The 12,160-nt window shown below is 45.1% G+C and carries 11 protein-coding genes, 1 other RNA gene and 1 pseudogene; all 13 read left to right on the plus strand.

What is annotated here, in order from left to right; all coding sequences use genetic code 11:
* Window positions 1-106: 106 nt before the first annotated feature.
* Window positions 107-1,249, plus strand: a complete 1,143-nt coding sequence (locus NXM86_RS07880; protein WP_498958861.1) for an acyl-CoA dehydrogenase — start codon at window positions 107-109, stop codon at window positions 1,247-1,249.
* 58 nt (window positions 1,250-1,307) lie between these two features.
* Entirely contained in the window at window positions 1,308-2,942 is a 1,635-nt protein-coding gene (locus NXM86_RS07885) for an AMP-binding protein (RefSeq protein WP_498958862.1), read from the plus strand.
* A gap of 74 nt (window positions 2,943-3,016) precedes the next feature.
* Complete coding sequence (gene accC / locus NXM86_RS07890) at window positions 3,017-4,369, plus strand: acetyl-CoA carboxylase biotin carboxylase subunit (protein ID WP_498958863.1); 1,353 nt, start codon at window positions 3,017-3,019, stop codon at window positions 4,367-4,369.
* Between the two features lie 22 nt (window positions 4,370-4,391).
* Complete coding sequence (locus tag NXM86_RS07895; RefSeq protein ID WP_015864019.1) at window positions 4,392-4,604, plus strand: acetyl-CoA carboxylase biotin carboxyl carrier protein subunit; 213 nt, start codon at window positions 4,392-4,394, stop codon at window positions 4,602-4,604.
* 13 nt (window positions 4,605-4,617) lie between these two features.
* Window positions 4,618-5,517, plus strand: a complete 900-nt coding sequence (locus NXM86_RS07900) for a hydroxymethylglutaryl-CoA lyase (protein WP_498958864.1) — start codon at window positions 4,618-4,620, stop codon at window positions 5,515-5,517.
* Window positions 5,518-5,534: 17 nt separating this feature from the next.
* A complete protein-coding gene (locus NXM86_RS07905; RefSeq protein ID WP_498958865.1) occupies window positions 5,535-6,317 on the plus strand; it encodes an enoyl-CoA hydratase in 783 nt (260 codons plus the stop codon).
* 11 nt (window positions 6,318-6,328) lie between these two features.
* Entirely contained in the window at window positions 6,329-7,891 is a 1,563-nt protein-coding gene (locus NXM86_RS07910; protein WP_062677702.1) for an acyl-CoA carboxylase subunit beta, read from the plus strand.
* Between the two features lie 87 nt (window positions 7,892-7,978).
* Window positions 7,979-8,170: non-coding RNA, 6S RNA (gene ssrS / locus NXM86_RS07915), on the plus strand.
* A 175-nt stretch (window positions 8,171-8,345) separates the two neighbouring features.
* Window positions 8,346-8,786, plus strand: a complete 441-nt coding sequence (locus NXM86_RS07920; RefSeq protein WP_015864015.1) for a MarR family winged helix-turn-helix transcriptional regulator — start codon at window positions 8,346-8,348, stop codon at window positions 8,784-8,786.
* A 4-nt stretch (window positions 8,787-8,790) separates the two neighbouring features.
* Window positions 8,791-9,429, plus strand: a complete 639-nt coding sequence (locus NXM86_RS07925; protein ID WP_015864014.1) for an efflux RND transporter periplasmic adaptor subunit — start codon at window positions 8,791-8,793, stop codon at window positions 9,427-9,429.
* Between the two features lie 10 nt (window positions 9,430-9,439).
* Complete coding sequence (locus NXM86_RS07930; RefSeq protein WP_015864013.1) at window positions 9,440-11,134, plus strand: DHA2 family efflux MFS transporter permease subunit; 1,695 nt, start codon at window positions 9,440-9,442, stop codon at window positions 11,132-11,134.
* Window positions 11,135-11,338: 204 nt separating this feature from the next.
* Window positions 11,339-11,617: a hypothetical protein gene (locus NXM86_RS07935; RefSeq protein ID WP_498958866.1), complete on the plus strand. Its 279-nt coding sequence runs from the start codon at window positions 11,339-11,341 to the stop codon at window positions 11,615-11,617.
* A 63-nt stretch (window positions 11,618-11,680) separates the two neighbouring features.
* Window positions 11,681-11,961, plus strand: a pseudogene (locus tag NXM86_RS07940) (transglycosylase domain-containing protein); the annotation flags it as partial.
* Between the last annotated feature and the right edge of the window lie 199 nt (window positions 11,962-12,160).

Raw genomic sequence — 12,160 nt, forward strand, 5'->3', positions numbered from 1 at the left:
ATGCGAAACAAACCAACTAGTCGGTCTTAGTGGTTAAGTGTTTTATTTCCTCTTTTAAAACCGACTAGTCGGTTCAAAGATAAATCTATGAAATGGGGGAGAGAAGATGAATTTTGAACTAACAAAAGAACAACAAATGATTAAAGAAATGGTTCGTGAGTTTGCGGAGAAGGAAATTGCACCAAACGCGGCGAAATGGGATAAAGAAGCGTATTTCCCTGTTGAAGTTTTTAAGAAGATGGGCGAGTTAGGACTTTTAGGAATTCCGTTTCCGGAAGAATATGGCGGCGCCGGCGGAGATACGATTTCATATGCGATAGCCGTAGAAGAAATCGGCCGCGCGTGCGGCGGGACTGGATTAAGTTATGCTGCTGCGGTTTCCCTAGGAGCAAGCCCGATTTATTACTTCGGCACGGAAGAACAAAAACAAAAATGGCTTGTACCGATGGCAAAAGGAGAAACGTTGGGCGCATTTGGGCTAACTGAACCAAATGCTGGGTCTGATGCAGGTGGAACGAAAACAACAGCGGTATTGGATGGCGATGAGTATGTCATCAATGGAGAAAAATGCTGGATCACAAATGCAGAATACGCACGACAAGTCATTGTTACCGCCGTGACAGGAAAAGACGAACGAGGAAAAAACATCATTTCCGCAATTATCGTTCCAACGGACACTCCAGGATTTACGATCCGTTCAAACTATGACAAAATGGGCGTCCGCGCCTCGAATACGTGCGAATTAGTGTTTGAAAACGTACGTGTGCCAAAAGAAAATGTTCTCGGAGATCCGAAAAAAGGCTTTAAGCAATTTTTATATACGCTGGATGGCGGACGCATTTCCATTGCTGCGCTAGCGGTTGGCATTGCCCAAGCGGCATTTGAGAAAGCGCTTCAATATGCGAAGGAGCGTGTCCAATTTGGTCATACTATTTCAAAATTTCAATCAATACAATTCAAGCTTGCTGATATGGCGATGGAAATTGAGCTGGCGCGCAATATGGTGTATAAGGCAGCTTGGTTAAAAGACCAAGGGAAACCGTTTACAAAAGAAGCGTCATTCGCAAAACTGTTCGCTTCGGAAATGGGATTCCGCGTTTGCAACCAGGCCATTCAAATTCACGGAGGCTATGGGTATATGAAAGAGTACGGAGTCGAGCGCCATTTACGAGACATCAAACTGATGGAAATCGGAGAAGGTACGTCAGAAATTCAACGTCTTGTTATTGCCCGTCAACTTGGATGCTAAATACCGGGAAATGCGCATAAGGTAGAAATGAACTTGTACGAAAGGGAGGAGACGGTTTATGTTGACGGTCACGGTGGGGAAGCTGCTCGAGGAAAAAGCGCAGTTGCATCCGGATCACGAAGCGGTTGTTTATGCAGATCGCGGCTTACGGATGACGTATAGGCAATTGAATGACTACTCCCGTCTAGTGGCGCGCGGGTTGATGAAACTTGGCATTGAAAAAGGAGAAAATGTGGCGATTTGGGCATCGAATGTGCCGGAATGGATCGCTTGTCAATTTGCAACCGGAAAAATGGGAGCGGTGCTTGTTACGGTCAATACGAACTACCGCGCCGCAGAATTAGAGTATTTATTAAAACAATCCGATTCGACGACGCTCTTTTTAATTGAACAATATCGCGACTCTTCTTACGTGGATATTGTTTACGAAATTGTTCCGGAGCTGCGCACATGCGAGCCTGGAAAGCTTGAGTCCAAGCGTTTGCCAAAATTGAAAAATGTCGTGTTAATTGGAGATAAACGATATCCGGGGATGTTTACGTGGAACGACATTCTGGCGATGGCGCATGAGGTGACGGAAGAACAGCTTGATGAACGGATGAACTCGCTCGATCCGCATGATGTCATCAACATGCAATACACCTCAGGAACGACAGGATTTCCAAAAGGCGTAATGCTCACCCACTACAATATTGTCAACAATGCCTATTATGTTGCGCAATGTATGAAACTCACCAAAAATGACCGCCTCTGCATTCCAGTGCCGTTCTTCCATTGTTTCGGCTGCGTGATGAGTACATTGGCATGCGCTACGGTTGGGGCGACGATGGTGCCAGTGCAGGAATTTAACCCGAAACAAGTGCTTAAAACCGTGGAAGCTGAAAGATGCACGGCCTTGCACGGGGTGCCGACGATGTTTATTGCCGAATTAAACGATCCTGATTTTGAAAAATATGATTTATCAACGCTTCGCAAGGGAATTATGGCCGGCTCTCCTTGTCCGATTGAAGTGATGAAAGCGGTCATGGAGAAAATGGGAATGAAAGAGATTACGATTGCATACGGCCAGACAGAATCATCGCCGGTAATTACACAGACAAGAACGGATGACCCGATTCACTTGCGCGTGGAAACAGTCGGGCGAGCGTTGCCAAATGTCGAAGTGAAAATCGTTGAGCCGGGCACGAATAAAGAAGTGCCGCGCGGCGTGCCAGGGGAATTATGCACGCGCGGTTATCATGTGATGAAAGGCTATTACAAAAATCCGGACGCAACAAAAGAAGCCATTGATGAAGATGGATGGCTGCATACAGGCGATCTGGCCACGATGGATGAAAATGGATATTGCCGTATTACCGGACGCTTAAAAGATATGATTATTCGCGGTGGAGAAAACATTTATCCGCGCGAAATCGAAGAGTTTTTATACCAACATCCAAAAATTTTGGACGTTCAAGTCGTTGGTGTACCAGATGAAAAATACGGTGAAGAAGTGATGGCATGGATTATTTTGAAAGAAGGGGAAACAGCGACGGCGGAAGAAATTCGCGAGTTTTGCCGCGGAAAAATTTCCCGTCATAAAATTCCACGTTATATCGAATTCACCGATTCATATCCGATGACAGCTTCCGGAAAAATTCAAAAATTTAAATTGCGGGAGATGGCGAAACAGCGTCTTGGATTAACCAATTAAACAGTTGCCGTCAAGCGGCGCTTCGTCTTTGAAGCTCCGCTTGACAATAAAACAATGACATAAAGGAGGTTGCCATGTTTTCAAAAGTATTAATCGCCAATCGTGGAGAAATTGCGGTACGTGTCATTCGTACGTGCAAAAAATTAGGAATTCAAACGGTTGCCGTTTATTCGGAAGCCGACGCCGATTCGCTCCATGTTCAGTGGGCGGATGAAGCGTATCTTATCGGTAAGCCGCGCGTTAGTGAAAGCTATCTAAATATCGAGAAAATTATCGAGGTTGCGAAAATGACGAAAGCGGAAGCAATCCATCCAGGGTATGGGCTGCTGTCGGAAAATCCGGAATTTGCTCGCCGTTGTGAAGAAGAAGGAATTGTCTTCATTGGGCCGAAAGCGGATGTGATCGCAAAAATGGGAAGTAAAATTGAAGCGCGAAAAACGATGGAAGAAGCTGGCGTTCCGATCGTTCCAGGCATTTCGTTTCCGCTCAAAGATATCGATGAAGCGGCAAAAACAGCAGAAGAAATTGGCTATCCAATTATGTTAAAAGCTTCGGCAGGCGGCGGCGGCATCGGCATGCAAATCGTACGCAATGAAGAAGAGCTGCGCAAAGCTTTCGAAGGAAATCAAAAGCGCGCTGCTTCATTCTTCGGCGATGGTGCGATGTATTTAGAAAAATATATCGCCAACCCTCGCCATATCGAAATCCAGCTTCTCTCTGATGAACATGGAAACTGCATTTACTTATGGGAGCGCGAATGTTCGATTCAGCGCCGTCATCAAAAAGTCATCGAAGAAGCACCATCTCCGTTTTTAGATGAAGAAACGCGACGGAAAATGGGAGAAACGGCAGTAAAGGCGGCGAAACATATCGGGTATACAAACGCGGGGACGATTGAATTTTTAGTTGATGAGCAAAAAAACTTTTATTTTCTCGAAATGAATACAAGATTACAAGTTGAACATCCGGTAACAGAAGAAATTACCGGTCTTGATTTAGTCGAGGAACAATTGCGCATCGCTTCGGGGGAACCGCTCCGTTATAAACAGGAAGACATTCGCCGCGACGGCCATGCGATAGAAGTGCGCATCTATGCGGAAGACCCGAAAACGTTTTTCCCATCGCCGGGGAAAATCACGGCCTTCGGGCTGCCGCAAGGTGAATACGTGCGCAATGAAACAGCGGTGCAAAGCGGCATGACGGTCACGCCGTTTTACGATCCGATGATCGCCAAACTGATTACAAAAGGAAACGACCGCCAAGAAGCGATCGAGCGCATGGTAGAAGCGCTAAACAACTACCAAATTGAAGGAATTAAAACAAACATTCCAATGCTAAAAGATGTGCTTTCCCATCCTGCGTTTCAAGCGGGAGACACAACAACCAACTTCGTAGAAAAACACTTGCAAACAACAACGACAAAATAAGAAGAAATGGGGGAAGAAAATAGTGAGTCAAGTAGTCGCATCAATGGCAGGAAGTGTATGGAAAATTGTCGTATCGGTAGGAGACAAAGTAGAAGAAGGGCAAGATGTCATCATTTTAGAGTCGATGAAAATGGAAATTCCGGTCGCCGCTGAATCTTCTGGGGTCGTTAAACAAATTCATGTGCAAGAAGGGGACTTCGTCAACGAGGGCGATGTGCTTCTCGAACTAGAGTAAGAGGTGAAATGCAATGAACAAATGGCCAAAGCAAGTTACGATTAAGGAAGTCGGTCCGCGCGATGGCCTGCAAAATGAAAAAACGGCAATCTCGACAGAAGATAAAATCGCCTGGATTAATCAATTGTCCAAAACCGGACTCACCTATATCGAAATTACTTCATTTGTCCATCCGAAATGGATTCCGCAACTTTCGGATGCATTGGAAGTAGCGACGAGAATTGAACGGGCACCAGGCGTGACGTACGCCGCGCTCGTTCCAAATCAAAAAGGATTGGAAAAAGCGCTGGCGGCACAAGTGGATGAGGTAGCGGTTTTTATGTCGGCGAGCGAAACGCATAACCGCAAAAATATTAATAAATCGATTGAAGAAACGTTTCCGGTGCTAGAAGAAGTGGTTCGAGCAGCGAAACAAGAAGGGAAAACCGTACGCGGCTACGTATCGACCGTATTTGGCTGCCCGTATGAAGGAAACGTATCGGTCGAACAAGTCATTCGCGTTTCTGAACGTTTGTTTGACATGGGAATTGACGAACTTTCTTTGGGCGATACCATTGGTGTCGCTACGCCAAAGCAAGTACAAGAGCTGCTTGAAATCGTCTTAAAGCGGTTCCCAAAGGAAAAGCTTGCGATGCATTTTCATGATACGCGCGGCACGGCGCTAGCGAATATCCTTATTTCGCTCGAGATGGGGATTACCACTTTTGACAGCTCTCTCGGCGGGTTAGGAGGATGTCCGTATGCACCGGGCGCATCAGGAAATGTGGCGACCGACGATTTAGTATATATGCTTCATGGCATGGACATTGCCACGGGAATTGACGTCGGGCGTCTTACGGAAGCAGCGCTGTTCATTCAAGAGAAAATCGGCCACCCGCTTTCAAGCCGTTACTTGCAAACGATTTCTACGTAAAAAGGGGGCAATCATATATGTCAGAACTTGTTCAATACACGGCACTGGAAAACGGGATTGCGATCATTACGTTAAACCGTCCTGAATCGGCAAATGCGCTATCGACGGCATTGTTATATGAATTATCGCATCTTCTTTACGACCTCGCTTACCGGCGGGACGTTCGCGTTGTCATTTTTACCGGAGCAGGTGAAAAAGTATTTTGCGCTGGAGCTGATTTAAAAGAGCGCTCTGGCATGAACGAAACGGAAGTACGCAAAACGGTGGCGCTGATTCGTGAAACCATTAATCAAATAGAACAGCTCCCGCAGCCGGTGATTTGCGCGCTAAATGGTTCCGCATTTGGCGGAGGGCTTGAGCTTGCGCTTGCGTGCGATATTCGCGTTGCCGCAGACACGGCGCAGCTTGGTCTTACGGAAACATCGCTTGGAATCATTCCGGGAGCGGGAGGGACGCAGCGGCTTCCGCGCCTAATCGGAAAAGGGAAGGCGAAAGAATTAATTTTTACAGCAAAACGCATTACCGCGAAAGAAGCGGAACAAATCGGTCTTGTTGAATACGTTGTACCGCGCGAGCAACTGATGGAAAAGGCGATGGAAATCGCCGAACAAATCGTAGTGAATGCGCCAATCGCCGTCATGCAAGCGAAAATTGCGATCAACCGCGGTTTAGATGTTGATTTAGCGACAGGATTGCGCATTGAACAAATGGCATATGACATCACGATTCCAACAAAAGACCGTCTCGAAGGACTGCAGGCGTTTAAAGAAAAACGAAAACCGGTCTACAAAGGGGAATAGGGGGAAGGCACATGCAAACAAACGATGTGATGAACAAGCAAAACAAAACACTTACAGAGCAATTGACGGAGCGAATCAAAAAAATCGAACAAGGAGGAGCTCCAAAATATCACGAGAAAAACGCCGCACAAGGAAAATTGTTTGTCCGTGACCGCTTAAAATTATTGTTGGACAACGGACTGGAATTTGAAGACGCTCTCTTTGCGAACTGCCTAGCTGATGGACTCCCTGCCGATGGCGTTGTTACAGGAGTCGGAAAAATTAACGGTCAAACGGTATGCGTAATGGCGAATGACTCTACGGTGAAGGCAGGTTCATGGGGAGCGCGCACCGTTGAAAAAATTATTCGCATTCAAGAAACCGCGGAAAAGCTTCGCTGCCCTATTCTATATTTAGTGGATTCTGCTGGCGCGCGCATTACTGACCAAATCGAAATGTTCCCGGGCCGGCGCGGCGCAGGAAGAATTTTCTATAACCAAGTGAAATTATCAGGAAAAGTGCCGCAAGTCTGCCTCTTGTTTGGGCCATCTGCAGCTGGCGGGGCTTATATTCCGGCGTTTTGTGATATTGTCATTATGGTGGAAGGAAACGCCTCGATGTATTTAGGTTCGCCGCGCATGGCGGAAATGGTGATTGGGGAAAAAGTAACGCTCGAAGAAATGGGCGGCGCCCGCATGCATTGCACCGTTTCTGGATGCGGGGATGTACTCGTAAAAACGGAAGAAGAGGCAATCGCCTTCGCCCGCCGTTATTTATCGTATTTTCCAGCAAACTACAGCGAAAAACCGCCAGTAGCGGAAGCGAAGCCGCCGAAAGCATTTGAAAAGACGATTGAAGAGATTATTCCGGAGAACCAAAACGCTCCGTTTAATATGTACGATCTCATTGAGCGCGTGATCGACGAAGGATCGTTCTGTGAAATTAAGAAGCTGTTCGCGCCGGAATTAATTACAGGATTGGCGCGCTTAAACGGACAACCGATCGGGATTATCGCCAATCAGCCGCGCGTAAAAGGCGGTGTCCTGTTCCATGATTCCGCTGACAAAGCGGCAAAATTCATCACTCTTTGCGATGCGTTTAACATTCCGCTTCTCTTTTTAGCGGACATTCCTGGGTTTATGATCGGGACAAAAGTCGAGCGCGCCGGAATTATTCGTCATGGCGCGAAAATGATTTCAGCAATGTCGGAAGCGACTGTCCCGAAAATTTCCATTATCGTGCGGAAAGCGTACGGTGCCGGACTTTATGCGATGGCAGGGCCGGCGTTTGAGCCAGATTGTTGCTTAGCGTTTCCAAACGCGCAAATCGCTGTGATGGGTCCGGAAGCAGCGGTAAACGCCGTGTATGCAAATAAAATTGCGGAACTGCCAGAGGAAGAGCGGGCGGCATTTGTTGAGCAAAAAAGAGAAGAGTACCGCCGCGATATCGATATTTACCGTCTCGCATCCGAAATGGTCGTAGACGGCATCATCGCTCCGAATAACTTGCGAGATGAGCTAATTCGCCGTTTTGATGCGTATATGTCCAAGTATATGACGTTTTCGGAACGAAAACACGGTGTATATCCGGTTTAAAGTTTTAAAGCTAGTTGACGAAAAAATAAATAAATCATCCCCTTGCAAAACAAAAAAAGATTTTGTATTATAATAATCACCAAAAATCATCTGCTGCGTTGCACGTTGAAGAATGAAGTTTCAACCGATGGCAATAGAAAGGGAGTTCTATATCGAAACGGGAATGTCATGCCTCCCTACTTTGGTAGGATCGAGGACGACAGGAACGTTTCTGCGAACACCCACCTGGTGGAGTGTGGTTGAGAAACTGCATTCAACCAACGGCAAACGCGGCAATATGCATGTGAAAATGAAAAAGCCGATCTCTTGCATAGAGATCGGCTTTTCTCATGCATGTTTTTAAAATGAAAACAATAGAATTGATTTTTAACATAAACATGTTATAATCATATTTCGTATAGAAATAATTCGTATTGAAATTATTTCTATTAGATACATATAAGGAGGGGGGTTCATGGAAAAACTCAGTCGAGAAATTATGTATTCGGTTTTCCGAATGCAAAAAGCATTGTATCGGCTCGTCCGAGAAGATGCTGCCCGGGTGGGAATTACGGAAGTACAATTAATGATTCTTTATACGTTGTTAAAAAAAGAAAATATTCGTTTAAACGATTTAGCAGAAAAATTAAATTTAAGTAATAGCAATGTCAGCGGTACGGTAGAACGACTTGTCAGCGCTGGGTTAGTAGCGCGTGAAACATCGAAAGAAGATCGCCGTGCTGTTATATTGAGTTTAACCGATAAAGGCAGGCAAAAGATTAAAGAAGCGTTTAATCACGAATCCGTCCTTTTGCAACGACTGCGAAAAATAGAGCAAACGATTGATACGGAAGAAATTTTACAATTTCTTTCGATCCAACAAAAAATGAAAGATATTTTATTAGGGGAGGAATGAGGGAGTGAACGTAAAAAGATTAATCACATTAAATATTATTGTTCTTATTTTACTTGTAGGAGGCGGCTTTGCTGCTTACTATTATCTAAATGAAGTAACAAATTATATTAAAACGGACAATGCGCGTATTGACGGTCAAGCCATTTCTATTGCTTCGCCGCTTTCTGGAAAATTGACTAGTTGGTCCGGAAATGTAGGAAAAACGTTTAATAGCGGCGATCAAATCGGTGAAGTATCAGACGGGAAACATAACATTCCGATCACCGTTCCACATCATATGACGATCGTCCAACAAAATGCCGTCGAAAATTCGTTTGTCCCAGCGGGAATGACGTTGGCGCGCGGCTATGATTTAGACGATTTATGGGTGACGGCAAATATAGAAGAAACAGATATTGAAGATGTCAAAGTAGGCCAAGATGTTGATATTTATGTGGACGCCTATCCAGATCGCAAATTTACGGGGAAAGTAGAGAAACTTGGATATGCGACTGCCAACACATTTAGCTTGCTTCCAAGTTCCAATAATACAGGGAACTATACGAAGGTGACGCAAGTAATTCCGGTTACGATTTCGATTGACGATGATAACGGGGCGGGGCTAGTACCAGGAATGAACGTCACTGTTCGCATTCACAAGTAGGTGATTGGATATGTCAACGTTTTTAACTGGTTATATTATATTTTCCGTTATCGTTCTCGCCGTTATCAATGTTGCGGTGAGAAGACGAAAAAGCGCACCCGTCCCGCGTGACGCGGAAAAAGCGGAGCTTTCGAACGGCATCATGGTAAATCGTAATATGGAGACCGCTTCGACAGCGGCGCCGCCGCGCCAAGCGGAATTGGCGAATATTGGCGATAGTCGGGCTAAAGTAGTGGCTACGATTATGCTTGGAGCGTTTGTGGCGATTTTGAATCAGACGCTCATTAACGTCGCACTTCCGCATATGATGAACGATTTTAACGTAGAAACATCGACGATTCAGTGGCTTGTTACGGGATACATGCTCGTTAATGGTGTCTTGATTCCAATTAGCCCATTTTTAATCGCGAAGTTTCCGACGAAGAAGTTGTTCTTGTCGGGAATGTTATTTTTTGCGATTGGTGCCTTTATTTGTTCTGTTTCTCCTTCTTTTGCCATCGTGCTAATCGGTCGTCTTATTCAAGCGATAGGTGCAGGAATTATTATGCAATTGATGATGGTCATTATGTTAAATATTTTCCCGCCAGAGAAACGTGGAGTAGCAATGGGGACAGTTGGGATCGCAATGATGTTTGCGCCTGCTGTCGGTCCGACATTATCGGGATGGATTGTTGAACATTATTCATGGCGTCTTTTATTCTACGTCGTATTGCCCATTGCGATTATTGATATTGTGCTAGCTTTTCTTTGGCTGAAAGATACATCGAGAACAGGCAATCCGCCATTGGATCTACGAGGAGCAATTTATTCCACCATCGGTTTCGGCGGTGTGCTATACGGATTTAGTGAAGCGGGAAGCAATGGCTGGGGGCAAACAAACGTCATTGTGTCGATTATCATCGGTGTTATATTCATTATTTTATTTGCATGGCGTTCGCTAATAGTAGAAAATCCAATTTTAAACTTTCGAGTGTTTAAATATAATGTTTTCACATTATCTACTATTATCGGCTGTGTGATCAATATGGCTATGTTTGCCGCGATGGTGCTGCTTCCGGTCTATTTGCAAAACTTGCGCGGCTTTACACCGCTTGACGCCGGTTTACTGCTCTTGCCTGGCGCGATCGTGATGGCCATCATGTCGCCGATTTCCGGATGGATTTTTGACCGCATTGGCGCGCGGATGCTGGCTATTGTCGGTTTAGTCATTACGGTTGTGACAACATGGGAGTTCAGCAAGCTGACGATGGATACGCCATATAGCCATATTTTGGCGCTTTATATTTTCCGCATGTTCGGTATGTCGATGTTGGGGATGCCGATTATGACGGAAGGGCTAAACGCATTGCCCCGCCATTTATACAGCCACGGAACGGCGATGGCGAATACGTTGCGTCAAGTAGCGGCATCGTTGGGAACAGCTTTCCTCGTTACTGTGATGTCAAACCGATCGAAGTTTCATGCGGAAAATTACCGCAATGAAATGACCGAAAATAATCCGTTCTTCATGGACATTGTAACGCATCTCAAACAAGTCATTCCAAGCGATGAAGCAATTGTACAGATTCTAAACGGTATGGTGCAGCAACGCGCTGCGATAGAAGGCATTAACGACGCGTTTTTTGTCGCAACAGGACTCGCGTTTCTTGCGCTTATTTTAGCTTTCTTCTTAAAAGGGAAAAAGAAAAATATTCCGTCCTCGTAACGCGGAAGAAAATGCTGACGCAAAAGGGTCGTTTAATACGTCCTTTTTGCGTCAGCTTTTTTATTAAAGTTTTTCCATTTTGTATTTTTTACTCTAGATCGATCATCATCCCCTTTCCCTTTTTCTATGATCGTTATTCATGATGTACGAAAAATGGCGTGCTGTTTCGAATCGTATAAAAGTGAAAGAAAAGGGGGGATTCGGTTGGAACAAAGCCGATGGCAAACGAGAAAAAACAAGAGGAAATCATATTGGAAGAGAGCGGGAATCATTGTTGCTCTTTTCCTTATTGGCAGCTACATTGCCGTTCAAGCGTATATTGCGACTAGAGATATTAGCAAACTTGATCATCCGCTGCCTGCTCCAACCATTATTTATGATCAAAATGGCCGCGTGGCGAGTAAAGTTTCCGTATCGATAGAGCGCATTCCAAAACACTTTTTAGAAGCGATCATCGCCACGGAAGACCGCCGTTTTTTATGATCATGAAGGAATTGATTATTTCGGTATTTTGCGGGCGCTCGTCCACAATATGAAAGCTTTAGAATGGGCGGAAGCACCATTACACAGCAGTTAGCAAAAAACGTGTTTTTAACGAATGAAAAAACGTTGCGTTGCAATGGGAAGAATGGTTTATGGCGAAAAAAATCGAGCGAACGTATTCGAAAAAAGAAATTTTAGAAATGTACGTCAACCGTGTTTACTTTGGCGAAGGAGCATGGGGCATTAAAAAAGCGGCGGAGACCTATTTTGGAAAAGATGTTTCCGAATTAACGGTAAGCGAATCCGCGCTGTTAGCAGGGCTGATTAAAGCCCCGTCCGCTTTATCGACAGTCAGCCATTATGAAAAAGCGATTGCCAGAAGAAACGTTGTGCTTCAGCTGATGAAGGAACAAGGATATATGGATGCACAAACGTTTTTGCGTGCCAAGAAAGAAAAGGTTGTCATACAAAAAGAAAAAGCAGATCCTTACAAAGGAAAATATCCGTATTACGTCGATCATCTCATTCAAGAAGCGATCGAAC

It is taken from the genome of Geobacillus sp. CX412 (assembly GCF_027942335.1).
GTDB lineage: Bacteria > Bacillota > Bacilli > Bacillales > Anoxybacillaceae > Parageobacillus_B > Parageobacillus_B toebii.

Bases quoted from the DNA above. Each gene is read 5' to 3' on its own strand.
- NXM86_RS07880 (WP_498958861.1), top strand. From the start codon at position 107: ATGAATTTTGAACTAACAAAAGAACAACAAATGATTAAAGAAATGGTT.
- NXM86_RS07885 (WP_498958862.1), top strand. From the start codon at position 1,308: ATGTTGACGGTCACGGTGGGGAAGCTGCTCGAGGAAAAAGCGCAGTTG.
- accC (WP_498958863.1), top strand. From the start codon at position 3,017: ATGTTTTCAAAAGTATTAATCGCCAATCGTGGAGAAATTGCGGTACGT.
- NXM86_RS07900 (WP_498958864.1), top strand. From the start codon at position 4,618: ATGAACAAATGGCCAAAGCAAGTTACGATTAAGGAAGTCGGTCCGCGC.
- NXM86_RS07905 (WP_498958865.1), top strand. From the start codon at position 5,535: ATGTCAGAACTTGTTCAATACACGGCACTGGAAAACGGGATTGCGATC.
- NXM86_RS07910 (WP_062677702.1), top strand. From the start codon at position 6,329: ATGCAAACAAACGATGTGATGAACAAGCAAAACAAAACACTTACAGAG.
- NXM86_RS07920 (WP_015864015.1), top strand. From the start codon at position 8,346: ATGGAAAAACTCAGTCGAGAAATTATGTATTCGGTTTTCCGAATGCAA.
- NXM86_RS07930 (WP_015864013.1), top strand. From the start codon at position 9,440: ATGTCAACGTTTTTAACTGGTTATATTATATTTTCCGTTATCGTTCTC.